Origin of the sequence: Streptomyces corchorusii (genome assembly GCF_001514055.1) — a bacterium.
Classification (GTDB): domain Bacteria; phylum Actinomycetota; class Actinomycetes; order Streptomycetales; family Streptomycetaceae; genus Streptomyces; species Streptomyces olivaceoviridis.
The window spans coordinates 355320-379578 of sequence record NZ_KQ948359.1; the positions used below are offsets into that span (position 1 = coordinate 355320).

The 24259-nt window shown below is 71.6% G+C and carries 20 protein-coding genes; 10 read left to right on the top strand and 10 right to left on the bottom strand.

Translation table 11 applies throughout. From position 1 onward, the window contains the following. Positions 1–11: 11 nt before the first annotated feature. Entirely contained in the window at positions 12–1109 is a 1098-nt protein-coding gene (locus AQJ11_RS25035; protein ID WP_244218344.1) for an ATP-NAD kinase family protein, read from the bottom strand. Positions 1110–1221: 112 nt separating this feature from the next. Here AQJ11_RS25035 and lipA point away from each other — a divergent pair, with 112 nt between their 5' ends. Both lipA and lpdA read left to right on the top strand, forming a co-directional pair. Then, on the top strand, positions 1222–2160 hold the full coding sequence (gene lipA / locus AQJ11_RS25040; protein ID WP_059264454.1) for a lipoyl synthase: 939 nt from the start codon (positions 1222–1224) through the stop codon (positions 2158–2160). A 32-nt stretch (positions 2161–2192) separates the two neighbouring features. Further along, positions 2193–3560 carry a dihydrolipoyl dehydrogenase gene (lpdA, locus tag AQJ11_RS25045; RefSeq protein WP_059264455.1) on the top strand — a complete coding sequence of 456 codons (1368 nt, stop codon included), beginning with the start codon at positions 2193–2195 and terminating at the stop codon, positions 3558–3560. 343 nt (positions 3561–3903) lie between these two features. Here lpdA and AQJ11_RS25050 read toward each other — a convergent pair whose 3' ends face one another. After that, positions 3904–4872, bottom strand: a complete 969-nt coding sequence (locus AQJ11_RS25050; RefSeq protein ID WP_244218345.1) for a sigma-54-dependent transcriptional regulator family protein — start codon at positions 4870–4872, stop codon at positions 3904–3906. Positions 4873–5448: 576 nt separating this feature from the next. Here AQJ11_RS25050 and AQJ11_RS25055 point away from each other — a divergent pair. Continuing rightward, positions 5449–6507 (top strand): 2,3-butanediol dehydrogenase, encoded by a 1059-nt coding sequence (locus AQJ11_RS25055; protein ID WP_059264457.1) that lies wholly within the window; start codon positions 5449–5451, stop codon positions 6505–6507. A 52-nt stretch (positions 6508–6559) separates the two neighbouring features. On the opposite strand, the gene AQJ11_RS25060 is transcribed toward AQJ11_RS25055, so the two are convergent. Further along, positions 6560–6982, bottom strand: a complete 423-nt coding sequence (locus AQJ11_RS25060) for a DUF7144 family membrane protein (RefSeq protein ID WP_244218346.1) — start codon at positions 6980–6982, stop codon at positions 6560–6562. Between the two features lie 502 nt (positions 6983–7484). Between AQJ11_RS25060 and AQJ11_RS25065 the strand changes: the two genes are divergently transcribed. Next, the gene (locus AQJ11_RS25065) at positions 7485–8294 is read left to right on the top strand and encodes a universal stress protein (RefSeq protein ID WP_244218347.1); all 810 of its coding nucleotides are present in this window, start codon (positions 7485–7487) and stop codon (positions 8292–8294) included. A gap of 21 nt (positions 8295–8315) precedes the next feature. On the opposite strand, the gene AQJ11_RS25070 is transcribed toward AQJ11_RS25065, so the two are convergent. Next, positions 8316–9368 (bottom strand): lactonase family protein, encoded by a 1053-nt coding sequence (locus AQJ11_RS25070; protein ID WP_059264458.1) that lies wholly within the window; start codon positions 9366–9368, stop codon positions 8316–8318. 290 nt (positions 9369–9658) lie between these two features. Here AQJ11_RS25070 and AQJ11_RS25075 point away from each other — a divergent pair, with 290 nt between their 5' ends. The 5 genes from AQJ11_RS25075 (at position 9659) to AQJ11_RS25095 (ending at position 16281) form a co-directional block, all read left to right on the top strand. Continuing rightward, positions 9659–10708, top strand: coding sequence for an NAD(P)-dependent alcohol dehydrogenase (locus AQJ11_RS25075; protein WP_059264459.1), 1050 nt, complete (start codon positions 9659–9661; stop codon positions 10706–10708). Positions 10709–10776: 68 nt separating this feature from the next. After that, the gene (locus tag AQJ11_RS25080) at positions 10777–12624 is read left to right on the top strand and encodes a glycoside hydrolase family 15 protein (protein WP_059264460.1); all 1848 of its coding nucleotides are present in this window, start codon (positions 10777–10779) and stop codon (positions 12622–12624) included. Further along, the gene (locus AQJ11_RS25085; RefSeq protein WP_059264461.1) at positions 12621–14054 is read left to right on the top strand and encodes a glucose-6-phosphate dehydrogenase; all 1434 of its coding nucleotides are present in this window, start codon (positions 12621–12623) and stop codon (positions 14052–14054) included. The genes AQJ11_RS25080 and AQJ11_RS25085 overlap by 4 nt, the downstream gene beginning before the upstream one ends. Further along, positions 14041–14568 (top strand): gluconokinase, encoded by a 528-nt coding sequence (locus tag AQJ11_RS25090; RefSeq protein ID WP_079082400.1) that lies wholly within the window; start codon positions 14041–14043, stop codon positions 14566–14568. Before AQJ11_RS25085 ends, AQJ11_RS25090 begins: the two co-directional genes overlap by 14 nt. Positions 14569–14904: 336 nt before the next feature. Beyond that, positions 14905–16281, top strand: coding sequence for an MFS transporter (locus AQJ11_RS25095; RefSeq protein WP_014671087.1), 1377 nt, complete (start codon positions 14905–14907; stop codon positions 16279–16281). Positions 16282–16367: 86 nt separating this feature from the next. Here AQJ11_RS25095 and AQJ11_RS25100 read toward each other — a convergent pair whose 3' ends face one another. The 4 genes from AQJ11_RS25100 to lnt form a co-directional block, all read right to left on the bottom strand. After that, the gene (locus tag AQJ11_RS25100; protein WP_014671088.1) at positions 16368–18287 is read right to left on the bottom strand and encodes a helix-turn-helix domain-containing protein; all 1920 of its coding nucleotides are present in this window, start codon (positions 18285–18287) and stop codon (positions 16368–16370) included. 76 nt (positions 18288–18363) lie between these two features. After that, the gene (locus AQJ11_RS25105) at positions 18364–19185 is read right to left on the bottom strand and encodes a 3-hydroxybutyrate dehydrogenase (RefSeq protein WP_059264462.1); all 822 of its coding nucleotides are present in this window, start codon (positions 19183–19185) and stop codon (positions 18364–18366) included. Between the two features lie 54 nt (positions 19186–19239). Beyond that, the gene (locus AQJ11_RS25110; RefSeq protein WP_014671090.1) at positions 19240–19719 is read right to left on the bottom strand and encodes an NUDIX hydrolase; all 480 of its coding nucleotides are present in this window, start codon (positions 19717–19719) and stop codon (positions 19240–19242) included. Between the two features lie 101 nt (positions 19720–19820). Next, a complete protein-coding gene (lnt, locus tag AQJ11_RS25115) occupies positions 19821–21431 on the bottom strand; it encodes an apolipoprotein N-acyltransferase (RefSeq protein WP_058079511.1) in 1611 nt (536 codons plus the stop codon). A gap of 348 nt (positions 21432–21779) precedes the next feature. On the opposite strand from lnt, the gene AQJ11_RS25120 reads away from it, so the two are divergent. Then, positions 21780–22751, top strand: coding sequence for an O-antigen ligase family protein (locus AQJ11_RS25120; RefSeq protein ID WP_059264463.1), 972 nt, complete (start codon positions 21780–21782; stop codon positions 22749–22751). A gap of 60 nt (positions 22752–22811) precedes the next feature. Here the strand turns inward: AQJ11_RS25120 and AQJ11_RS25125 are convergent, their stop codons facing one another. Both AQJ11_RS25125 and AQJ11_RS25130 read right to left on the bottom strand, forming a co-directional pair. Beyond that, complete coding sequence (locus AQJ11_RS25125; RefSeq protein WP_014671093.1) at positions 22812–23357, bottom strand: hypothetical protein; 546 nt, start codon at positions 23355–23357, stop codon at positions 22812–22814. Between the two features lie 107 nt (positions 23358–23464). Further along, the gene (locus AQJ11_RS25130) at positions 23465–24250 is read right to left on the bottom strand and encodes a glutamate racemase (RefSeq protein WP_058079514.1); all 786 of its coding nucleotides are present in this window, start codon (positions 24248–24250) and stop codon (positions 23465–23467) included. Positions 24251–24259 lie beyond the last annotated feature (9 nt).

Sequence of the window (24259 nt, forward strand, 5' to 3'; positions counted from 1 at the left end):
TCTGGTCGTCCTCAGACCGTGGTGCGGTCGCTGCGGAACAGGCCGGCACGTGCCGCCTGGCTCATCACGGCGGTGACGTCGACGCAGAGCGGCCCGTCCTCCCTGAGCCGCACCGTGGCACCCGTCGTGCCGGCCAGTTCCAGTTCGCGCTCGCCGTCGAAGGCCACCACGCCGCGGGGGGTGCTGATCTCCACCTGCTCGCCAGTGCGCAGGGGCCGCCAGGCAGCCACCCCGACGGGAAGCACCAGGCCCGGGGCGATCGGCGCGTTGACCACGACGGGTGCTCGCTCCGCCGGGCACAGACGCACCGCGATGCCCTCGGGCTCGTCCCGCGGGCTGGGACAGAGCAGGCCCGCTATGGAGGACAGGCCGGTCGCGTCCGGCTCGGCGAAGGCGCAGTACAACTCGGTGAGGGCGTCGGGATGCCATAGCGCACGGGAGCCGACATAGGGCGCTGTGGACACCGCGACGTCGACCAGTGCGAGCTCGGTCCGCTCGCCGGTGCGTACCTCGATCGCGCGAGCCCGGCCGGCGGCGACGCCTCGGTCGACGGCGCCGGTGGCCACCAGTCCGGCCGCCAGGCCGGCGACGGTGGCCTCACGCATCTGCGGGAAGGCGTTGTTGGTGCCGGTGGACAGTGACAACAACGGCACGTCGTACCCGGGGCCGGCCAGCAACGCCGCCGTGGCCACGCGTGCGGTTCCGTCGCCACCCAGGCAGATGATCACGTTGGCGCCGGCCTCGACCATGCGGCGGACCGCGTTGGCCGTGTCCTGGGCGCTGTCGGTGATGGCATCGTCATCGACGAAGCGGACGTGCGGCCATGGCGTGCTCCTCGCCGGCCGGTTCCGCACGGCCCTCAACACGGCCGCGGAGATCCCTCCGAGATCGACGGACACCAGCACCGTCTCGACGCCGACCGTGCCCAGCGCCGTGAGCAAGCGCTGCACGATATTGGCCTTCTCGGCTGTCGGGAAAGCCGATGCGCCGGATACCAGCCGCCGGATGTCCCGGCCGGAGGCAGGGTTGGCCACAATGCCCACCGCAGTCATGCCGCAGGGCCCTTCCACGATCCGATGTGACCGGCGTCCTCCGGCCACGAGGGTCATGGGACTGCGCAAGCGGCCCGGCGGCACAGGGTTGCAGGAAATTGCACGCGGCGGCGGATGCAATCGGCTGCAACACCTTGTGAGCGCGGCGCGGTGATCGGACCGTGGGCCGATGACCAGTGTGCAACCGGACGGACGGCGGCTCCTGCGGTTGGAAGTCCGCAACAGCGCCGTCCCGATCGAACGGAAACCTTCCTGGATCAGGACCCGCATACGGACAGGGCCGGGATTCGCCGAGCTCCAGGAGCTCGTGCGCCGCGAGGGACTCCATACCGTGTGCGAAGAGGCGGCCTGTCCGAACATCTTCGAGTGCTGGGAAGACCGGGAGGCCACCTTCCTGATCGGCGGGGACCGGTGCACCCGCCGGTGCGATTTCTGCCAGATCGATACGGGGAAACCGGCGGAGCTGGATGCCGCGGAGCCGCTGCGCGTCGCCGAGTCGGTAGGCGCGATGAAGCTCCGGTACGCCACGGTCACCGGCGTGGCGCGGGATGATCTGCCTGATGGCGGCGTGTGGTTGTACGCGGAGACCGTGCGGCAGATCCACCGGCGCAACCCGGGTACCGCGGTCGAGGTGCTGATCCCGGACTTCAACGGCACACCGGATCTCCTTGGCGAGGTATTCGGCGCATGTCCAGAGGTGCTGGCGCACAACGTGGAGACGGTGCCCAGGATCTTCCGGCGAATCCGTCCGGGTTTCGACTACCTTCGCTCGCTCGGCGTGCTGGCCCGGGCGCGGGAGGCCGGGCTGGTGACCAAGTCGAACCTGATCCTGGGACTGGGCGAAACCGGCGAAGAGGTGGTGCGGACGCTGCACGATCTTCACGCGGCGGGATGCCGGCTGCTGACCATCACCCAGTACCTGCGACCGTCGGTGCGGCACCACCCGGTCCAACGGTGGGTACCGCCGGAGGAGTTCGACCGACTCCGCGACCGCGCACGTGAGATCGGGTTCGCGGGAGTGATGGCCGGCCCGCTGGTGCGCTCCTCCTACCGGGCCGGACGGCTCTACCGGCAGACGCAGCAAGCCGGACGAGGAGAAGCGAAGTGACCACTGCCGGAAGCCGGGCAAGGAGAAGCGAAGTGACCACTGCCGACCTGGTGATCCTCGGTGGCGGATCCGGCGGTTACGCCGCGGCCTTCCGGGCGGCCGCGCTGGGCCGGTCCGTGATCCTCATCGAGAAGGAGAAGCTCGGTGGGACCTGCCTCCACCGCGGCTGCATCCCCACCAAGGCTCTCCTGCATGCGGCGGAGGTCGCCGACACCGCGCGCAATGGAGGGCAGTTCGGTGTGCGGGCCGCCTTCGAAGGTGTCGATCTCACGAGAGTCCACGCGTACAAGGATTCGGTCGTCTCCCGCCTCCACAGGGGCTTGCAGAGCTTGGCCGAGGCCCACGATGTCACCGTGATCGAGGGGCGTGGCACCTTCGTCGGTGGCACCACCGTCGACGTCGGGGGCATGCGCTGCACCGGCCGCGACCTCGTCCTCGCCACCGGCTCCCACTCCAAGTCGCTGCCCGGCCTTGAGCTGGGCGAAAGGATCATCACCAGCGAGGAGGCACTGCGGCTGGACTACCTCCCTGAGAAGGTCGTCGTGCTCGGCGGCGGCGTCATCGGCGTCGAATTCGCCAGCGTCTGGGCGTCCTTCGGTGCCGAAGTGACCATCGTCGAGGCACTGCCGCGCCTCCTGCCCGCCGAGGACGAGTTCTCCTCCAGACAACTGGAACGCGCGTTGCGGCGCCGCGGGGTTCGCGTCAAAACCGGGGTGAAGTTCACCGGCGCCCGACAGGACGAGCACGGCGTGCGCGTCGCACTGGAATCCGGTGACACGCTCGCATGTGACATTCTGCTGGTGGCCGTGGGCCGTGGGCCGAACACCGCCGGCCATGGCTACGAGGCGTCCGGGTTGGAACTGGAGCGCGGATTCGTCGCCACCGACGAACGGCTGCGAACCAACCTGCCTGGCGTGTACGCCGTGGGTGACATCGTGGAGGGCCCGCAACTGGCACACCGCGGCTTCGCGCAGGGCGTGTTCGTGGCCGAAGCGATCGCTGGGCTGAACCCACCTCCCATTGACGAGGCCGGCATCCCCCGGGTGACCTTCTCCCGTCCGGAGGTCGCCTCGGTGGGGCTGACGGAGGCAGCCGCCGGCGAGAAGTACGCAACCGGCGTCACGACCCTCACGTACGACCTCGCGGGCAACGGCAAAAGCCAGATCCTCAAGACAACAGGGGCGATCAAGCTGGTCAAAGCACCCGACGGACGCGTGGTCGGCCTCCATATGGTCGGCGATCGTGTCGGGGAACTGATCGGCGAGGCCCAGTTGATCTACAACCTGGAACTCCTGCCCGAACAGATCGCGCCGCTCATCCACGCGCACCCGACCCAGTCCGAGGCGCTGGGCGAAGCGCACCTCGCACTTGCCGGAAAGCCGTTGCACACACACGGCTGACCGGTGGTCCACGGCTGACGGCGAGAGAGGGGCCGGGCGCCACGCCCGGCCCCAGGTGCTCTCGCCGGCGCACGCTCTCGGGCGAGCACGCCTCGGGCAGCCGCAGGCCCCGGCCTGGACACACGACGGTGATCGTGTCGTCGGCCTCCAAGGCGGTGAGCGGATCCGTTGCGCGACGCCCTGTTACGCAGGGGGCAGCCTGGTCAGCGTGACACGCGAGGCTCCGAGGCGTCACACCTGCCGTAGCGCCATCGTCGGTGGCATCACCCACCGGCGATACAGGCCCAACAGCCCGGCCGCCTGCGAGGCAACGAGGTGCGCGGGAAGCCCGCTGTTCGCCGCGTCACCAGGCGCCGGCGTCCTTGGTGATGGTCAGTCGGACACCGTCGGCGAGGCGGTAGGGCCGGGTCGCCACGATCCCTCCAAGCTGGCGGCGAAGACGCGACACCTCGGCACGCACCGATACAAGGTGACCCGCATCGCCGAACAACGCCTGACTGAGTGCCTCCGCGGACATGCCGGCGGGACCCGCACGGTGCAGGAGCGCAAGTATTTCGGCATGCCGTTTGGTGATGAGCCGACGCCATCCCGTGTCACCCGCCTGCACCTGGAGCATCGGGGAGTTGGACAGGTCGAGTCGGAGCAGCACCTCTCGCCCGCGGGCGAATGGCCGGACGAGCCAGCCGTTCGGTAGGCGCTCGGGCATGCATGCGCCGAAACCGGGCACAGCAAGGGTCTGCCTGGCGGCTGGTGCGGCAATCCGTGCGCCCACGGCGACGCCAGAGCTGTGCGCGACCCACCCGTGATCGTCGACCACGAGCGCCGGACCCGACGTGGCGGCCAGGAGCGGTGCGGCCGACTGCCGGAGCCGCTCAAGACGCTCCTGGTGACGCCTCCAGATCTGGGCCTCCACGAGACGGCGCCCGGTCTCGGTCAACGCGCCGATCGCCGGGTGCAGTGTGAGGGCGGGACCGCTGATATCGACTATGCCCAGCAGATCCCCGGTGCGAGGATCGTGGACCGGGCAGGCGGTGCAGTACCAGGCATGCTGGTCCTGCTCGAAGTGTTCACCGGAGAGCAGCTCCACCGGCGCGGCCTCGGCGAGCGCGGTGCCGATCGCATTGGTACCCACCTGTGTCTCAGTCCAGACCGCGCCTTCGGTGAAACCGAGCGCGTCGGCACGGCGCCGCACCGGTGACGCACCTGCTCGCCAGAGGATGACACCATCCGCGTCCGCGACCACGAGCAGCATGTGAGAGGCGCCCGGATTCGCTTCGAATATCTGTATGAACTCCTGGACAGCGCTCCGCATGGGCGATTCGTACCGCCGGCGTGCGATCTCTTCCTCCGTCACGGAAACGCGCGGGTTCCCGCCCCCCACCGCCAGGCCCATCCGCAGCATCCGCGTCCACGACCGGGAGACGAGGGGACGTGGCGCCAGCGGTGGGCGGCTCCCGCCGATGACAGCTTCATGCATCCGGACCAGGTCCCGAGCGTAATCGGGCAAGCTCCTGCCCGCAGGGACCGCACTGTGCACGCTCACGACTGCACCTCCCGCATTGTCGCGCCAGCCGGGGAGCGTATCCGCAGTATCAACCGAGCGCTACTGCCGTGCAACAACTCCATGCAATTCCGTGCAACCCTGTCGAGCCCGGCCGGCGAGCCCGTGTAATCAGCGCGACGACCCGGTGATCCCCGTCTCTGCGAGGGCGTTCGCAGAGGATTCCAGTGCCCACTACAAGAAGTTGGGATCTACAGCCAGGCGGGCGCAAGGACTCTCATTCTGCTCCTACGGTCCGCCGAAACCGACCGATAAAAGGGATTCCGAGCCAAAGGCCACCCCTCGCCATGCCGCTGCAAAATCCACCCGCCAGCAAGGGAGCTGAGAATGAAGGCAGCACGCTTCTACGGTCCGGGCGACATCCGGATCGACGATGTACAGGAACCAGCGACACGGCCGGGCACCGTCAAGGTCGAGGTCGAATGGTGCGGCATCTGCGGCACCGACCTCCACGAGTATCTGGAAGGGCCCATTTTCGCGCCGGCCAAAGGCAGGCCGCACCCCCTGACGGGCGAGACCGTGCCCATCACTTTGGGTCACGAGTTCGCGGGAGTGGTCCGGGAACTCGGTGACGGTGTCGGTGACCTGCGCGTGGGCGACCGGGTCGTTGTCGAACCCTACGTCGTGTGCGGCCGGTGCGACCCCTGTCTGCGCGGCATGTACAACGTCTGCCAGTCGCTGGGATTCGTCGGCCTCTCCGGCGGAGGAGGCGGATTCTCACAATTCGTCGTAGCCGAACGCCGCTGGATCCACCCGCTCGGCGAACTCGGCACGGACGTGGGGGCGCTCATCGAGCCACTCGCGGTCGCCTACCACGCCGTACGGCTGTCCGGCGCCCGGTCCGCCGACACCGCCATCGTGTTCGGTGCGGGACCGATCGGCCTGGTGACCACGGCTGTTCTGCGTGCGGTCGGCACCGAGTCGATCATCGTCGTGGAGCCCGCGGACGTACGCAAGGCCAAAGCAGTCGTGGCCGGCGCCGACCACATAATCGATCCGACCACTACGGACATCGCTACGGCGGTGTCGGAACTGACCAAGGGCCGCAACGCCGACGTGACCTTCGAATGCGCCGGCATCGACGCGGTGCTCAAGTCCGCGATCCTTTCCACACGCGCGGGCGGCACCTGCGTGAACGTCGCCATCTGGGGACACGAGGCCAGGGTCGCACTGAACGATCTGGTGTTCCGCGAGGTCAAGGTGCTCGGCAGCCTCGCATATGCGAACGACCACCCGGCGACCATTTCCCTGGTCGCGAGCGGCCGGGTCGACCCGTACCAGTTCATCACCGGCCGGATCGGTCTCGACGACATCGTCACGAGCGGCTTCGACGAACTGGTGGACAACAAGGAGGAGAACGTCAAGATCCTGGTCCGCCCGCACTGAGAGCGCGCAGCCGAGTCGCAGACGCTTCTCTGATGACATTTCCGTACTCGGTCTACCGGCTGCCGCTGGTTTCGATATGGAACCTCGTGAGTGCGAACAGGATCAGGAGATCGAGCGTCATCATGGGAATGGCCCATGCCGGATAGTGTGGGACGAACATGAACTGGGTGATCAGGCTGATTGCTGCCACCGCTGCGCCGGCCCCACGCCCCCAGCTCTTGTGTACCAGGACCGCCAGACCGGTGATGACGAGCAGCACACCGACGACGAGGTGGAGTACGCCCCAGGTGGTCAGGTCGAACCAGTAGGTGTAGCGGGACGAGGTGGCGAACAGGCTGTCTTGTGCGATACCGGATACGCCCATGAGGATGCTGAGCGACCCGCTGAACGTCAGCATGCCCCCAGCGGCCAAGGAGGCGCCGTCGAGCGTTGCGCTGTCGCGCCCGCGTTGTGTCTTGGTGGGTACCGCTGTCATGGGTCATCACCTCCCTGTCGGCGCGGTCGGCGACGCACAATGGAGTATGCGAAGCCAGCCGTGCCTCCCTGCCAGGATCGCCGCATACGTTCCGTAGCGCGACTGCGATCTTGTGCATGCGGAACGGCCCTCACCGAAGGCGGCGAAAGCTCCGGAAGGCGTCGAAAGCTCCGCGTCGCCGAATGGCCACGGTCGACTCGCCGGACGCGATCGCGGCGCGGAAGATGGGTGTGCTTGGCCGCGTAAGGCGCACGCGTAAGGCGCAAAGGATGGCACATGTCCCCAAGGTTTCCCGGCCGCTCCGGTCGCTTCGGTCACCGAGCCGTCCCGTTGACTGCCGCGTGGCGGTCGGAACACCGGTTCGTCACCCCACCCCACACCGAGCAACGGAGTTCGAGCCATCCGTCAGACGCCGAGGCCGCCCGGGCCGGCATCGCCGTATCCGACCCACTGACGGCCCCTCTCGCCCAGGGCCAGCGGTACTGACGTGTGAGGAGACGTTGTGGGCAGCATGGTCGTCGTAGGGGTGGACGGCTCGTCGTCGAGTCATGCCGCGGTGGTTCAGGCCGCCTTGGAGGCTGAGCGGCGCGGTGCGGAGCTGCGTGTGGTGCACGCCTTCAGCTGGCCGGTCGGGCCCATGTACGCGCCGCTGGATCCGTCCCCGCTCAACACGCTGGCGCGCGACGCCGCACAGGACGCCCGGCGTGTGGCGCCCAGGGTGGAGGTCGGCGACGCCGTGATGATCGGCGGTGCGGTGTCGGTACTGGTGGCCGAGTCGCGCGCCGCGGACCTCGTGGTCGTCGGCCGCCGGGGCATCGGGGGTTTCGTCGGCATGTTGCTGGGCTCGACGGCGGTGTCCGTGGCCGCCCACAGCCACTGTCCGGTGCTGGTGGTCCGCGAGGAACCGGACGGCGCCGGGCCCGTCGTGTTGGCCGTCGACGGGTCCCCCGAGGGCGACAAGGCGGTCGAATTCGCTTTTGCGGAGGCGGCGTCGCGGGGAGCCGAGCTCGTCGCCGTGCACGCGTGGCTGCCGGATCACGAACCGGCCGGTACGGGCGTGGAGAGCCCGGAGCGCCTGCTGGCCCAGGCGGTCGCCGGACGCGCGGAGAGATATCCGGACGTGACGGTCCGACAGGAGGTGCTGAGTGGCGAGACCCGTGAGGTCCTGGTCCAGGCGAGCAGGAACGCCCAGTTGATGGTTGCCGGCGCCAGGGGGCGCGGCGGGTTCTCCGGGATGCTCCTGGGTTCGGTCAGCCAGGCGTTGTTGCACCACGCGCACTGCCCGGTCGCCGTCGTCCGCGGCAGGGTGTGACCGGGGGCGTGTGCACGTGCCTCAGACGAAGACGACGCTGGACGCCGCCGGTACCGGCAGGGAACCCGCGCGTCGCGGGACGCCGGTTGCGGGGTCCAGGTCCAGCCATGTGACGTCGCCCGAGCGTTCGTTGGCCGCGTACAGCCGCGTGCCGGACGGGTGCAGGACCAGATCGCGCGGCCATCGGCCTCCGCAAGGCACAGAGGCGACCGGCTCCGCGTGCTCGCCGGTCGCGTCGAGCGCCAGGACGGTGATGGTGTCGCTGCCGCGGACCGCCGCCCACAGATGGCGCCCGTCGGGCGAGACGACCGGCGCCGAGGGGGAGACGGCCTCGTCGGTGCCGTCCGGGAACAGGGGTGCCGTCCACACCGGTTCGAGCACGCCGGCGACGGCGTCCCAGCGGCACACGGTGACGGTCGGATCGAGTTCCCCGAGAACGTACGCGTGGCTTCCGGACGGGTGGAAGACGAGGTGACGCGGACCCGTGCCGGGCGGCAAGGACGTCTCGCCGTTCGGCACCAGCCTTCCCTCCTGCGCGTCCAGGGAGAAGATCCACACCTTGTCAGCGCCGAGGTCGACGCCGAGCACCCACCGTCCTGAGGGATCGGGCAGCACCTGGTGCGCGTGCGGGCCGGACTGGCGTGCGGGGTCCGGTCCGCTGCCCGTGTAGTGCCGCACGTCGCCTGCGGTCCGCGGGCCGCCGCCGGCGGCGAGGGGGAGCACGGTCACGCTGCCGGAGGCGTAGTTGGCGGTCAGCACGTGTCCGCGCACCACCGAGAGATGGGTGGGCGAATCCCCTCGTACGGCCACGGGGGCGCCGAGCGGTCTGGGCTCGGGACCGGCGATGTCGTAGGCGGCGACCGAGCCGTGTGCCGTCTCGGAGACGGCGTACAGGACCGGTCCCGGCCCAGTGTGATCGACAGTCAGGTAGGACGGGTCCGGCAGGCTGTCGATGACGCCGATCTCGGTCAGCGCCCCCGTTGCCGGGTCCACGGCGGCCACCACGATGCCGCGGCCGCCCGACGACGTGAACGATCCGATGAAGGCTCGATCGGTGCGCTTGCCATCACCCACAGCGTCCTCCGCCCTTGCGCGTGGCCCCACGCTAACAGGGGCGCCTTCGCCGCCGAGGCCAGTGCCGGGACAGCGTGTCACCCGGGGCAGACCTCAACCGGGCCGTCCTGCTGAACCTCCCCCGCACGCCCGCGATCCGCTGACCGGGGCCCTCGTCCGGTCGAGTCGCGAGCGGGCTCGGACCTTGCGACAGTGGCAGGAGTGACGGGCTGCTGTCGCGCGCCGGAGTCGATTCGACCGGCTCACGGTTGTCCGGTCAACCAGTGAGTCGGAAGAGGAGGGACAGGCGGATGAAGGCGTTCGTGATGAAGGAAATCGGACGGGTGGGCTTCATGGACAAGCCTGTTCCAAAGCCGGGTCCGAGCGACGCGGTGGTCCGGACGACCAGTGCCCTGATCTGCACCTCCGATTCCCACACCGTCCACGGCGGCATCGGCCCGAGGAAGGACCTGACGCTGGGCCACGAAGCGGTGGGCATCGTGCACGCAGTGGGCAGCGAGGTGAAGGACTTCCGGCCCGGCGACCGGGTGCTGGTCGGTGCCATCACCCCCGACTGGGGCGACCTGGCGTCCCAGAACGGGTTCCCTTCGCAGTCGGGCGGACCGCTCGGCGGATTCAAGTTCGCCAACCGCAAGGACGGGGTCTTCGCCGACTGCTTCCACGTCAACGACGCCGACGCCAATCTCGCCAGGATTCCCGACTCCATCGGTGACGAGATGGCGGTCTACTGCGCCGACATGCTGTCGACGGGATTCGTGGGAGCGGAGAAGGGCAACATCCCGATCGGCGGGACCGTGGCCGTCCTCGCGCAAGGACCGGTGGGCCTGATGGCCACGGTGGGGGCCAGGCTCCGCGGCGCAGGCCGGGTCATCGGGGTCGAGTCGGTCCCCAGCCGGCAGAAGCTGGCGCGCGAGTACGGCGCCGATGAGATCGTGGACTTCACCAGCGAGGATGTCGTCGAGCGCGTCCACGAGCTGACCGGAGGAGAAGGGGTCGACACCGCCATCGAGGCACTGGGCGCGGACATCACCTTCCAGACCGCTGTGAAGATCACCAAACCCGGCGGCACCGTCTCCAACATCGGCTACTTCGGCGAGGGCGAGTTCGTCCGCATCCCCCGCGTCGAGTGGGGCGTCGGCATGGCGGACCAGACGATCGCGACCGGGCTCTGCCCCGGAGGCAGGCTCCGCATGGAACGGCTGCTGCGCGTGCTGGAGGCGAAGCGCGTCGACCCCACGCACCTGACCACCCACACGTTTGCCTTCGACGACATGGAGCGGGCCTTCGAGGTCGCGGACAAGAAGCTCGAAGACGTCGTGAAGGTGCTGATCACCTTCTAGGTGCTGTCCTTCCCGGACCTGCGCAGCGCGCCGGGCGGTACGTTGCGGCGCCGCGGAAGCGAGGAGCCATGCTCGACCCCGACCCCCCGTTCCGCCCGGTCCGCAGGCGCGAGGGCTACCTGCCACTGGAGGACCTCGGCCTCATCGGGGACGGTACGACGGCCGCGCTGGTCGGCCTGGACGGCTCGATCCCGTGGATGTGCCTGCCCCGGTTCGACTCCGACCCCCTGTTCTGCGGCCTGCTGGACCACACACGAGGCGGCCACTTCACCCTCGCTCCGCAGGACCTGGTCGAGGCCCGCCAGCGCTACGAGCCCGACACCGGCGTACTCACCACCGAGATGCGCAGTACCACCGGCCTGGTACGGGTCACCGACGCGCTGACCGTGCGCACCGGCGCCGACCTCACCGACGACGCCCCGGCCGGACGGTGCGAGCTGGTCCGGTCGGCCGTGGTCCTCTCCGGAGACGTCCGGCTGCGGGTGGACCTGGAGCCTCGCGGCGGCGGCACGGCGCAGGCGCTGTTCAGCGGCCTGGAACTCAGGCCCTCGCGGAGACCGGACCTGCGCCTGCACCTGCGTTCCAACCGCGCGCTGCCCGGCCTGCACAGCACCCACGACCTGAGACAGGGGGAACACCTCGACCTCGTACTGTCCTGGGGCCGCTTCCACCGCCACCACCGGTTCCAGGTCGACACGATGCTCGCGGACACCGCTGACGCCTGGCGGCGCTGGATGAAGCACTTCGGCTACTCCGGTCCCCAGGAGGCACTGGTCCGGCGTGCCGCCATCACCCTGAAGCTGTGCGACGACTGGGCCAACGGCGCCCTCGTCGCGGCGCCCACCTCCTCCCTGCCCGCGCCGATCGGCGGAGTCCGCAACTGGGACTACCGTTACGCCTGGATCCGGGACGCCGCCTACGCCGTGTTCGCCCTGCGGCGCATCGGCTTCACCGGCGAGGCGGACGCCTTCCTCGGCTGGGTCCTCGACGCCGTGGAGCAGAGCCGGAGCCCCCGGATCATGTACAACCTCGACGGCGGCCCCGTACCCGACGAGATCGAGGACACCGAGCTGGAGGGGTATCGCCGCTCCGGTCCGGTGCGGTGGGGCAACGGCGCGGCCGACCAGCGCCAGCACGACGTCTACGGCGAGATCCTGGACTGCGCCGACCAGTGGCTGCGCACCGACCAGTGGCTGCGCTCGGGCCGCGAGGTGCAGCCCGCGCTGTGGGCGGGCCTGGCGGGGCTGGCCGACACCGCGGAGCAGGCGTGGCGCCAGCCGGACCAGGGGATCTGGGAAGTGCGCAGCGACGGCCGGGTTTTCACGTACTCGGCCGGCATGTGCCAGGTGGCCCTGGACCGGGCCGCGGCCATCGGCGAGCGACTCGGCCTGCCCGGACCGACCTCGGCCTGGCGTGCCTCGGCAGACCGGCTGCGTCGGCGCATCCTGGAGGAGTCCTGGGACGAGGACGCCCAGACGCTCAGCGCACACCTGGACGGCGGCGGCGCGCTGGACGCGAGCCTGCTCGCCCTCCCGCTGCGCCACGTGGTGCCGGCCGACCACCCGCGGATGGCGGCGACCACCACCGCCGTCGCCGAACGCCTGTCGGCCGGCGACGGCCTGCTCTACCGCTACCTCCACGAGGAGTCGCCCGACGGCCTGCCCGGCGACGAGGGCGCCTTCGTGCTCTGCGGCTTCTGGCTGGCCGACAACCTGACCGCCCAGGGCCGGATCGAAGAGGCCGAGAAGGTGTACGCCTCGCTGTGCGCCCGTGCCAGCCCGCTCGGGCTGCTCCCGGAACAGATCGACCCCACCACTGGAGAGTTCATGGGCAACTTCCCCCAGGCGTTCAGCCACATCGGGATCATCGCCAGCGGCGTGAACCTCGCCCGGGCGAAGGCAGGCGTACGGACATGATCAACCGGCTCGCCGTCTTCGGCGCGACAGGCGACCTCACCGCCCGCTACCTCCTGCCGGCCCTGGCCGCCCTGCGGGCCGCGGGACACATCGACGACGGCTTCCATCTGACCGGCGCGAGCCGGGAGGACTGGGACACCGACCACTTCCGTGGATGGTGCGCCGACCAGCTCGACCGCCATGGCGGCTCCCACCCCGCCGATGCCAGGAAGGCCGTCGCAGCCTCGGCCCGCTACCGGCGGGCCGACGTCACCGACCCCGCTGACGTCGCCGCGGTCGTCGCCGGCGACGACCCGGTCGCCGTGTACCTCGCCCTTCCCCCGGCGCTGTTCCCGCACATGGTCACGGCCCTGCACGAGGGGGGCCTGCCGCCGGGCAGCCGGATCGTGCTGGAGAAGCCGTTCGGCGAGGACCTGGCGAGCGCGCGCCGGCTCAACCGGCTGCTCGCCGGTCTCGTACCCGAGCAGGCGGTGTTCCGGGTCGACCACTTCCTCGCCATGACGACCGTCCAGAACGTGCTCGGAAGCCGGCTCGCCAACCGGATGCTGGAGCCCATCTGGAACAGCACCCACATCGCGGAGATCGAGATCGTCTGGGACGAGACCCTAGCCCTGGAAGGCCGGGCCGGCTACTACGACGGCGTCGGCGCGCTGAAGGACATGGTGCAGAACCACCTGCTGCAACTGCTGTGCCTGGTGGCCATGGAGCCCCCGATCACCCTCGGCGAGCGCGACCTGCGCGACCGGAAGGTCGACGTGCTGCGGTCCGTGCGGCTCCTGACCGACTACGACGTCGTGCACCGCACGCGCCGCGCGCGCTATCTGTCGGGCCGGATCGGTGACCACGCCGTCCCCGCGTACGTCGACGAGGCGGGTGTGGATCCCGGGCGGCGCACGGAGACCTTCGCCGAGGTCGAACTGGAACTGGACAGCTGGCGCTGGTCGGGGACGACGTTCCGGCTGCGCAGCGGCAAGGCGCTCGGACAGGACCGCAAGGAGGTCGCGGTGCGCTTCCGGTCCGTGCCCCACCTGCCCTTCGGGCACGAAGGACAGGCCCAGCCCAACGTGCTGCGCTTCGGGCTGGAGCCGGAAGGGATGACCCTCGACATGACGGGCATCGGCGCACGCGCCCAGGCCCTCGCCCAGCTCTCGTTGACCGCGCGGATGGAACCGCCCGACCTGCCCGCCTACGGCCGGCTCCTGCTGGACGTCATGAAGGGTGATCCCGCCCTGTCCATCCGGGGCGACGAGGCCGAGGAGGCATGGCGGGTCCTGGCCCCCGTCCTGAGCGCATGGCAGAGCAACCGGGTCCCGCTGGAGGAGTATCCGGCCGGCTCCGACGGTCCGCCTCCCCGGCCGCACGAGGGCGCCCCACGGCGGCGCAGCGACCTGCTGCATCCCGAAGCGCTACCGGACGATGGACCGCACTGAGCGCCGGTCCCCGTGCGTCGTCGTCACGGGCGCCGCAGGGATCGGCAAGACCACGGTGGCCCGCCTGCTGGCGCAGCGGCTGGGCGTGCCCTTCGCGGACGGCGACGACTTCCACTCCCCGGCCGACATCACCAAGATGTCGGCCGGCACGCCGCTCGACGACACCGACCGTCGCCCCTGGCTGGAGTCCGTCGGCCGCTGGCTGCACCAGCGGGACGTGGCGGGCACAGGTGCGGTGGTCGCCTGCTCCGCACTCAGGCGGCGCTACCGCGACATCCTGCGAGCGGCCTGCCCTGGCGCCTTCTTCCTGCACCTGACCGCCGGCCGCGCAGTGCTGGCGGACCGGCTCGGCGGACGCACCGGCCACTTCATGCCGAGCTCGCTCCTCGACTCGCAACTCGCCACGCTCGAACCCCTCGAACCGGACGAGCCGGGAGCCGAGCTCGACGCGACGCCGGCACCCGACATCCTCGCCGACCTGGCCGCAGACCTACTGGCGCGGCAGCTTCACTGACCCCGACCAGGAGGCTGCGTCTGGCCCGGTGTGTCGTGGGCGACGGCTGACCGCTGCGGCGGGCCGCGGAACGAGCTTGGTCATCGAACCCGTCCTCGGACTACCGGCCGAAGCCCGGCCCGGCACCCGCACGATCGGGATTGGTACGCCGACCGCTCTCCACGCCAGCACGACCTCCTCCGCGCCCCTGAAGCGGCCCTCCCTGACCCGTCATGGTGGCTGCACGCATAGCCGACCCCATAACTATGTTGCCCCGCCACATGTGCGGCTCACCTGCATGTTTCTACCGTGTGCCGACACGTACCCGTCCCCACCGCACACGAGGAAGTGGCGCACATGGCCTCCGGAACCACCGCTCCCCCACCCCCCGCCAGTCTCCCCAGGATCGTCGCCGCCAGCCTCATCGGGACCACGATCGAGTGGTACGACTTCTTCCTCTACGGCTCCGCCGCCGCGCTGGTGTTCAACAAGCTGTTCTTCCCGGACTCCGACCCGCTCGTCGGCACGCTGCTGTCGTTCCTCACGTACGCCGTGGGCTTCGCGGCCCGCCCGCTGGGAGCGCTCGTCTTCGGGCACTACGGTGACCGGCTGGGGCGGAAGAAGCTGCTGGTGCTCAGCCTGCTGCTGATGGGCGGGGCCACGTTCGCCATCGGCCTGCTGCCCACGCACGCCACCGTCGGCACCGCCGCGCCCGTGCTGCTCACCGTGCTGCGGCTGGTGCAGGGCTTCGCGCTCGGCGGCGAGTGGGGCGGTGCCGTCCTGCTGGTGTCGGAACACGGGGACGCGCGGCGGCGCGGCTTCTGGGCCTCGTGGCCGCAGACCGGCGCGCCGGCCGGGCAGCTGCTCGCGACCGGTGTGCTCTCGCTGCTCACCGCCGTACTGTCCGACGACGCCTTCGGCACGTGGGGCTGGCGTGTCCCGTTCCTGCTCTCCGGGGTGCTCGTGATCGTCGGTTTGTGGATTCGTCTGTCCGTCGATGAATCGCCCGTCTTCAAGGAGGCGCTGGAGCGGGCCGAGGCGCGGCGGGACGGCACGCGGGAGAAGCTGCCGCTCGTCTCCGTGCTGCGGCACCACTGGCGGGACGTACTCGTGGCGATGGGCGCCCGCATGGCGGAGAACATCAGCTACTACGTCATCACCGCCTTCATCCTCGTCTACGCCACCACCTCGGCCGGCGTCTCCAAGCAGACCGCGCTCAACGCCGTGCTCATCGGCTCGGCCGTGCACTTCGCCGTCATCCCGGCCTGGGGCGCGCTGTCCGACCGGGTCGGCCGGCGTCCCGTGTATCTGCTGGGCGCGGCCGGTGTCGGGCTGTGGATGTTCCCCTTCTTCTCGCTCGTGGACACCGGCTCGTTCGGGTACCTGATCCTCGCCGTCACCGTGGGACTCGTGCTGCACGGCGCCATGTACGCGCCCCAGGCCGCCTTCTTCGCCGAGATGTTCGCGACGCGGATGCGGTACTCGGGCGCGTCCATCGGCGCGCAGTTCGCCTCCGTGGCGGCCGGCGCGCCCGCCCCGCTCATCGCCACCGCGCTGCTGAAGGACTACGGCGACTCCACCCCGATCGCGCTGTACGTGATCGCGGCCGCCGTGCTGACCCTGATCGCGGTGGGGCTCGGGCGGGAGACGCGCCACCGCGATCTGGCCCAGGTCGACGGTGCGGACGGGGAGACCTCCGAGGCGAGCCCGGCCGCCGAGGCGCGCACCGTCTGAGCGGCGCCGCCGCCTTCCCGGGTCCGTGCCGACCGGCCTTCGCCGGCACCGTACCGACGTTCTGACCGGCCCCCGCGGGGGGCCGGTCAGTGCCGTCCCGGGGTCGCCAGCCGGTGCAGTCGCAGGGCCAGTTGGATCTCCAGGGCCCGCGCGGGCGTCTGCCAGTCCTCGCCCAGCAGGCGGCCCACGCGCTCCAGCCGCTGCGCCACCGTGTTCACATGGACGTGCAGCGCGTCCTTGGTGCGCGCCGGGCTCATCCCGCCCTCGAAGTAGGCGTCCAGGGTCCGCAGCAGTTCCGTGCCGCGCCGCTCGTCGTACGACACCACCGGGCCGATGGTCCGCTCGACGAACCCGGCGATGTCCCGTTCGCCCGCGAGGAGCAGGCCGAGGAAGCCGAAGTCCTCGGCCGCCGCGCCGTCCCCGGCCCGGCCCAGCAGGTGCAGCGCGTCCAGGCAGCGGCGGCCCTCGGCGTAGGCGGCGGTCACGGTCTCGGGGTGCCCGGCGAGGTCGGTGACGGGTGCGGAGGCGCCGACCGTGACCGGTTGGTGGACGGCCGTGCCCAGATGGCGGGCGGTGCGGCGGGCCACGTCCGTGGCGGTGTCGCCGGCGCCGAGCGGCAGCAGCAGGACCGTGCCGCCGTCGCGGGCCGCGGCCAGGCCGTGCCGGGTGGCCGCGAGGTGGGAGGCGGCGGACCAGAGCCGGCGGCGGGCGGCGGCCTCCTCGTCGGCGTCGGCCGCCGGGCCGTCGAGGCGGGCGGCGAGGACGACATGGGTGGCGTCCAGGTCCGCCTGGAGCCGGCTGGCGCGCTCGCGCAGCAGTCGTGGGTCCCGGTCGCGGGCGTCCAGCAGATCGTCCAGCAGTTCGCCGCGCACGCGCTGTTCGGCCTCGGCGGCGGAGCGGCGGGCGAGCAGCAGCAGGGAGGTGACCATCGCCGCGCGCTCAAAGGTGCGCTGGTCGACGGGGTCGAGGCCGGGGTGGCCGCGCAGGACCAGCGCGCCGAGGAGTTCGCCGCCGGCGGCCACCGCGGCGATCCAGTCGCTGCCGTGCCGTACCGCGTGCCCCTCGGCGCGGGAGGCCTCCAGCGCCTCGGCCGGTGCCGCCGTGGCCTCGGTGAACTCGACGGTTCCGGCGAGGACCTGGGAGACGGCGGCGGCCACGTCGTGGACTCCCCCGCCGCGCAGGACGAGTTCGGCGAGCCGGTCGTGGACGTCGGACGCGCGCTCGATGACGGCGCTGCGGTCGCGGATGATCTCGTTGGCGTGCTCCAGGCCGGCCAGGGCGGCGCGGGTCTCGGTGAGCAGGTTGGCGGTGTCGATGGCCGCCGCGGCGAGCGCCGCGAAGGAACCGAGCAGGGCGATCTGCCCGCGTTCGAAGACCCTCGCCCGCCGGTCCGCCGCGAAGAGGACGCCGATCACGTGCGGGCCGAGCATCAGGGGGACGCCGAGGATGGCGACCAGCCCCTCGTCGCGGACGCCGGCGTCGATGGTGAGGGTGTGCTGGAAGCGGCCGTCCTGGAAGTAGTCGTCGGTGACGTACGGCCGCGCGGTCTGGGCGACGAGGCCGCCGAGCCCCTCCCCCATGCCGAGGCGCAGTTGCTGGAAGCGGGCGGAGACGGAGCCCTCCGTGACCCGCATGTAGGTGTCGCCGCGGGCCGGGTCGTTGAGGCTGAGGTAGGCGACGTCCGTGCCGAGCAGGGAACGGGCGCGCTGCACGATCGCCTGGAGGACGGCGTCCAGGTCGCGGAGCCCGGCCAGGTCGTGGGCGGTCTCGAAGAGCGCCGACAGCTCCGCCTCGCGCCGTCGGCGGCCCTCCAGTTCCGCGCGTACGCGCAGGGCGAGCAGTCTGGCCTCTTCCAGCGCGGCGATGCGGTCGGCGGGCTCTCCCTCGGCTCGGGCGCGCAGCACGGGCTGCTCGTAGGCCTCGACGGAGGCGTCGCGGGCCAGCAGGCCGAGGTACGGGGCCTCGGCGCTGCCGCTGGGTGCCGACTGCAAGTGATCGCGGGACATGGTCACAGGATTCCGTATGGGCCACCCGGCCCGGCAGCCCTGTGGAAAACTCCCGGAGCCGGTGCCGCCGGGCCGGTCAGTGGGCGGTCCACCCGCCGTCCAGGACGAGCGAGGTGCCGGTGACGAAGGACGCCTGCGGGCTGCACAGGTAGGCCACGGCCTCGGCGACCTCCTCGGGTTCGATGAGCCGCCGCACGGCGCTGTCCTTCAGCAGGATCTCGGAGAGCACGCGGTCCTCGGGGATGCCGTGCGCCTGCGCCTGGTCAGCGATCTGCTTCTCGACCAGTGGGGTGCGCACATAGGCCGGGTTCACACAGTTCGAGGTCACTCCATGGGCGGCGCCTTCCAGGGCGGCCGTCTTGGACAGCCCTTCGAGGCCATGTTTGGCGGCCACATAGGCGGACTTGAAGGCCGAGGCACGCAGACCATGGACGGAGGACACATTGACGATCCGGCCCCAGCCCTGTGCGTACATGTGCGGGAGGGCGCCGCGGATCAGGCGGAAGGGTGCCTCCAGCATCACGGTGAGCACCGTGTGGAACACCTCGGGCGGAAACTCCTCGATGGGCCGCACGAGTTGCAGGCCGGCGTTGTTGACCAGCACATCGGTGCCGGCGGCGGCGCGTTCGGCGGCGTCCAGGTCGGTGAGGTCCACGGCCACGGGGACGACGGTGCCCGCGAGGTCGTCGGTCCGCTCCGCCTGCTGGGCCAGCTCGGCCAGGCCGGCCGCGTCCCGGTCGACGGCGCGCACCTCGGCCCCGGCAGCGGCGAGCCGCAGCGCGCAGGCGCGGCCGATGCCGCTGGCGGCACCGGTGACGAGGGCGGTGCGGCCGCCGAGGTCGAGGCTGAGGGGCTGGGATCGGGGGCCGGGCCCCGGAAGGGGGGTGGGCGAGGTCATGTGCCGACCCTAAGCGGAGCCCCACGGTCACCACATGTGGTGACCACCCATACTTCAGCTGGCAGCCATAGGGTCAAACCATGTGGGTGCATCCGACATGGCTTGCTTGATCCGGAAGAGCCCGAACTCATGCAGTTCAGGCAGCGCGTCGACCGTGAACCAGCCGACCTCCAGCGACTCGTCGTCGTTGACCCGGGCCTCGCCGCCCACGGCCCGGCAGCGGATGGTGATGTCCATGTACTGGCACATGTCGCCGTTGGGATAGGTCGTCGGCTCCAGCGCCTGGACCAGGACGACCCGCTCGGCGACGCAGTGCACCGCCGTCTCCTCGAAGACCTCCCGCACCGCGCAGGCCGCGGGCTGCTCGCCCGGCTCCGGGATGCCGCCGATCACCGACCACTTGCGTGTGTCGGACCGCCGGCCGAGCAGCACCCTGCCCTCGTCGTCGAAGACGATCGCGGTGACCCCGGGGAGCCACAGCAGCTGTTGACCGGCGGTTGCCCTGAGCGTACGGATGAAATCGGGAATAGCCATGATCCCGAGCCTAGCGGGCCGGTATGCCGCGTCAGGGCCGGTTCCGAGGTCGTATGACGGTCATACGGCGGTCGTACGGCACGCGTACGACACAGGTACGGCTACGCGTCACCGGCGCGCCGGGCGCGCAGTCCGGACCCGATCGCCCAGCCGATCCCGCCCGCGGCGACCAGCACCAGGGCGATCTCCGGGAGGATGCCCAGCTCGGTGGCGGGCGTCGTGGACGTGCGCAGCGGCACCTTCTGGACGAGATAGGCGGGCACGAACATGCCGGTCTTCTGGGTGATCCGCCCGTCCGGCAGGATGACCGCGCTGACCCCGCTGGTCACCGGCACGGTCACGGTGCGGCTGTGCTCGACGGCGCGGATGCGGGACATGGCGAGCTGCTGGTAGGTCATCTCGCTGCGGTCGAAGGTGGCGTTGTTGCTCGGCACGGAGATCATCTCCGCGCCGTGCGTCACCGTGTCCCGCACGGCCCAGTCGAAGGCGGCCTCGTAGCAGGTGGCCAGGCCCACCTTGGCGCCGTCGATGTCGAACACGCCCGGCTCGGTGCCCCGGCTGAAGTCCTGGCGGGCCATCTCGGTCCAGCTCTTGTTGATCGCGCCGACCAGGGAGCGCAGCGGAAGGTACTCGCCGAAGGGCTGGATCTGCCGCTTGTCGTAGGTCTGCGTCGCTCCCTTGACCGGGTCCCACAGGATCTGTTCGTTCAGCAGCTTCCCGTCCCGCTCGACCACGCTGCCGACGGAGATGGGCACGCCGATGTCCTTGGCCGCCTCCTCGATGACGGCGGCGGCGTCCGCGTACTCGAAGGGGTCGATGTCGGAGGAGTTCTCCGGCCACAGGACGTAGTCCGGCTTGGCGACCTTGCCCGCCCTGACGTCGGCGGCGAGCTTGTGCGTCTCGCGCGCGTGGTAGTCGAGCACGGCCCGCCGCTGCGCGTTGAACTCCAGCCCGGCACGCGGCACGTTGCCCTGGATGAGCGCCACGGTCGCGGTGCCGTCCTCCGCGGAGTCGCTCACCAGCGCGCGGGCCGCGACCGCGCCCACCACCGGTACCGCCACGCTGAGCAGCGCGGCGGTCGCGGCGGCGCGGCGCACGACCCGGTTCCGGCGCCGCTCGGCGATCAGCCGGCCGGCCTCGTACAGGCCGAAGCCGCACAGGACGACCGCGAAGCCGAGCACGGGGGTGCCGCCCACCGCGGCGAGCGGCAGGAAGACGCCGTCCGCCTGACCGAACGCGACCTTGCCCCACGGGAAGCCCTGGAAGGGCACGCGCGCGCGTGCCGCCTCGCCCGCCGTCCACACGGCCGCGGCCCACACCGGCCAGGCGGGCAGCCGGGAGACGGCGGCGACGCCCACACCGACGAGCGCGACGAAAATCGCCTCGATGGCGACGAGCGCCAGCCAGGGCAGGGGGCCGACCTCCACGCTCGTCCACACCAGCAGCGGCAGCAGGAAGCCCAGCCCGAAGAGGTAGCCGAGGCCCAGGGCGGCCTTCCAGCTCCGGCCGCGCAGCACCCAGCCGAATCCGGCGAAGGCGGGCAGGGCCAGCCACCACAGGGGACGTGGCGGGAAGCTGACGTAGAGCAGCACTCCGCAGAGCGCGGAGGCGGCGGCCGGGACCAGGCGCAGCAGCCGGCCGCCGCGCGCGCCGGAGGTGCGGCGCGGCTGGAGCTGGTCCGACTGGTCCACGGAAGTTGCGGTGACGGTCACCCGGGTGAGTGTACGGCGGGCGATGTCACCGCCGACAGCGCGGTCGGGGCCCCGCGGACCGGGGTTCGCCCCTGGTCGGCGCCTGTTCCCGCCCGCGGTGGGGGTGGTTCTCGCGAGGCCGCGGGACCGCGGTGTTGCTCCGCGCACGTCCCCGAACCGGTCATGAGCCGTTACGGTGTGCCCAGCTTCGGCGGCGCGGCCGGACCCGGCGCGCGGCCGGGGCCTGCCACAGGTCGGGGGACCGGGTACGGGGGGCGGCGGGTGGGGTCGACGGGGACGGGGTCCGCGACCGGTGCGTACGGTGCGGATGCCCACAGCACGCGAAGAAGCGTTTCCGACGGGACGGGCATGATCCTGTTGGGGGCCTGCGCCGGGTGGTCGCTGATCACCGCGGCGGCCCACGACGGGCGGCCCGAGGGCATGCTGCTCGCGGTGCTCGCCGTGGCCGCCGGGTATGCCGCGGGCCGGGTCTCCGGTGCGCTGCTGCCGGTGGCGGCGCCCTGCGCCGGTGCCGCGGCGGGACTCGCCCTCACCGTGACGCTGCCCGAGCTCTCCACCGCTCCCTGGTACGCCGCCCCGCTCGGGCACGCCGGTGCCACGGCCGCCCTGCTGACGCTGGCCACCGGCGCCGCGTGCTGTGCCGCCTGGGCGACGGCCGTACCGGCCCTCCGGCTGGTACTGCGGGCGCTGGCCTGCGCCGTCGTGGCGGCCGGGGCGGTGCTGGGGTCGACGGCGGGCTGGGTGACCGGCGCGGCGGTCCTGCTGTGCTCACTCGCCGCCGGCTCGGCGCGCAGCCGGGGCGCGTGGCTGGCGGGGACGGCCGTGGCGGCGGGCCTGGTGGCGGCGACGGTCTGGGCGGTCGCCGGGGAAGCGCTGCCCGGCCACCTCGCCGGGACGCTCGAAGGGCGGTTCAGCGCGCACCGGGTCCGGTTGTGGCGGGAAGCCCTGGGGCTCGCGGGCCGCCACAGCGGTCTCGGGATCGGACCCGGCCGGTTCGGTGACCTGAGCCCTGGGGCACCGCGGGCCCTGCCGTCCGACGGCACACCCCACTCGGCTCTCCTGCAACAGGCGGTCGAGCAGGGCCTGGTCGGGGTGTTGCTGCTGGTCGCCGTGTTCTGCTGGGTCCTCTACGCGCTGTGGCGCAGCCCGTGCCCCACCCCCGTCGCCGTCACCGCGGGCGCGGCCCTGACGGCGCTGGCCGCACTCGCCTCGGTGAGCAACGCCCTCAGCTTCACGGCGGTGACGTCGGGCGCGGCCCTCCTGGCCGGCTGGGCCACAGCCCGCCCGTGGACGGGCGGGACGGCGACGCCGGAACTCTGAGCGAAGGCCGGTGGGCCCCATGGGTGCCGACGGCCGGCGCGGGCGTCACGGCGCGACGGGTCAGGCCGCCGTCCCCGGCTTGATCGTCCGCAGGCGGTCCCTGATGACCCGTACCGCCGTTTCCGCGTTGTCCACGGTGATCGTGAACGTGTGGCCGTCCCACAGGCGCAGCACGATGCCCTCGCCACGGCGTACGACGACCGCGGTCCCCTTCTCGGGGCGCCAGCGGTAGCCCCAGCCGCCCCAGTGCCGGGGGGTGACAAGAGCGGTGAAGTCGGCGCCGGCCACGTGGGAGAGCGGGATGCGGCGGCGCGGCAGACCCATGTGCCCGCAGCGCACTTCGACGCACTCCTTGTCGAGCTTGAGGTCGACGTGCACGAAGGCGAGCGTGCCGAAGAGGACCAGCAGGCCGGCCGCGATGCAGCCCACCACGGACATCACCAGCGGTGCGATGCCGGAACTCCAGGCCGAGTCGACGGCCAGCTCGATGCCGAGCGCCATACAGGCGGCACCGACCAGCGCGAGCAGCCACTGGACCCGGTTGGTGGCGCGTCCCGTCCAGACGTCCGGGCGCGGGGTGTCGTCGGCGTCGGGGTGGTCCCTCATGTCTACGAGGTTACTCAGGTTTCGCACCGCGGGTAGGGCGTGGCACGGGGTGACTGGCCCGGCCGGGGTGCACGGCGGACCGCACGGCCGGGGATGTTCCGCGCCGGTCAGCGCACGGGGCTGACGGCCTGGAGGAAGCGGCCCTCCTCGTAGGACAGCGCCGTGTCCGGGAGGGTCGCCTCGCGTCCGCTGAGCAGCACCGTGAGCGTGGTGTCGGCGACGGCGGCCGGGACCGACTCCGCTCCGATCCGGCGCAGGGCCTGGGCGGCCACCGCGCCGGCGGTGCCGTGCAGGATGAGCGGCGGGCGGTCGGGCCGCTGGACGGCCGCCCGGATGCGCTCGGCGACCAGCTCGTAGTTGGTGCAGCCGAGGACGAGCGTGGTGACGTCGTCCGGGGTACGGGCGGCGGCCGAGGCGATGGCGGCGTCGATGGCCGCGTCGTCCGCGTGGTGCACGGCGTCCGCGAGGCCGGGGCAGGCCACCTCGGTCACGGCCACGCCGGCGGCGAACTCCTCGATCAGGCCGCGCTGGTAGGCGCTTCCCGTGGTGGCCGGGGTCGCCCAGATCGCGACGGGCCCGCCGCCCGCTGCGGCCGGCTTGATCGCCGGTACGGTACCGATGATCGGCAGGTCCGGCTCGAAACGGGCCCGCATCGCCGGCAGGGAGTGCACCGACGCCGTGTTGCAGGCGACGATCAGGACGTCGGGGTCGTGTGCGGCGGCGGCCGAGGCGACGGCGACGGCCCGCTCGGTGATGTCCTCCGGGGTGCGCGGCCCCCAGGGCATGCCGTCCGGGTCCCACGACAGTACGAGATCCGCGTCGGGTCGCAGTCGACGTACCGCGGCGGCGGCGGGCAGCAGGCCGATTCCGGAGTCCATGAGCGCGATCTTCACCCGGCCACG

What these genes read in the sequence shown, in the direction of transcription:
- AQJ11_RS25035 (WP_244218344.1), bottom strand. Translation starts at nt 1,109, where the DNA reads ATGACCCTCGTGGCCGGAGGACGCCGGTCACATCGGATCGTGGAAGGG.
- lipA (WP_059264454.1), top strand. Translation starts at nt 1,222, where the DNA reads ATGACCAGTGTGCAACCGGACGGACGGCGGCTCCTGCGGTTGGAAGTC.
- AQJ11_RS25050 (WP_244218345.1), bottom strand. Translation starts at nt 4,872, where the DNA reads ATGCGGAGCGCTGTCCAGGAGTTCATACAGATATTCGAAGCGAATCCG.
- AQJ11_RS25055 (WP_059264457.1), top strand. Translation starts at nt 5,449, where the DNA reads ATGAAGGCAGCACGCTTCTACGGTCCGGGCGACATCCGGATCGACGAT.
- AQJ11_RS25060 (WP_244218346.1), bottom strand. Translation starts at nt 6,982, where the DNA reads ATGACAGCGGTACCCACCAAGACACAACGCGGGCGCGACAGCGCAACG.
- AQJ11_RS25075 (WP_059264459.1), top strand. Translation starts at nt 9,659, where the DNA reads ATGAAGGCGTTCGTGATGAAGGAAATCGGACGGGTGGGCTTCATGGAC.
- AQJ11_RS25080 (WP_059264460.1), top strand. Translation starts at nt 10,777, where the DNA reads ATGCTCGACCCCGACCCCCCGTTCCGCCCGGTCCGCAGGCGCGAGGGC.
- AQJ11_RS25085 (WP_059264461.1), top strand. Translation starts at nt 12,621, where the DNA reads ATGATCAACCGGCTCGCCGTCTTCGGCGCGACAGGCGACCTCACCGCC.
- AQJ11_RS25090 (WP_079082400.1), top strand. Translation starts at nt 14,041, where the DNA reads ATGGACCGCACTGAGCGCCGGTCCCCGTGCGTCGTCGTCACGGGCGCC.
- AQJ11_RS25095 (WP_014671087.1), top strand. Translation starts at nt 14,905, where the DNA reads ATGGCCTCCGGAACCACCGCTCCCCCACCCCCCGCCAGTCTCCCCAGG.
- AQJ11_RS25100 (WP_014671088.1), bottom strand. Translation starts at nt 18,287, where the DNA reads ATGTCCCGCGATCACTTGCAGTCGGCACCCAGCGGCAGCGCCGAGGCC.
- AQJ11_RS25105 (WP_059264462.1), bottom strand. Translation starts at nt 19,185, where the DNA reads ATGACCTCGCCCACCCCCCTTCCGGGGCCCGGCCCCCGATCCCAGCCC.
- AQJ11_RS25110 (WP_014671090.1), bottom strand. Translation starts at nt 19,719, where the DNA reads ATGGCTATTCCCGATTTCATCCGTACGCTCAGGGCAACCGCCGGTCAA.
- AQJ11_RS25120 (WP_059264463.1), top strand. Translation starts at nt 21,780, where the DNA reads ATGATCCTGTTGGGGGCCTGCGCCGGGTGGTCGCTGATCACCGCGGCG.
- AQJ11_RS25125 (WP_014671093.1), bottom strand. Translation starts at nt 23,357, where the DNA reads ATGAGGGACCACCCCGACGCCGACGACACCCCGCGCCCGGACGTCTGG.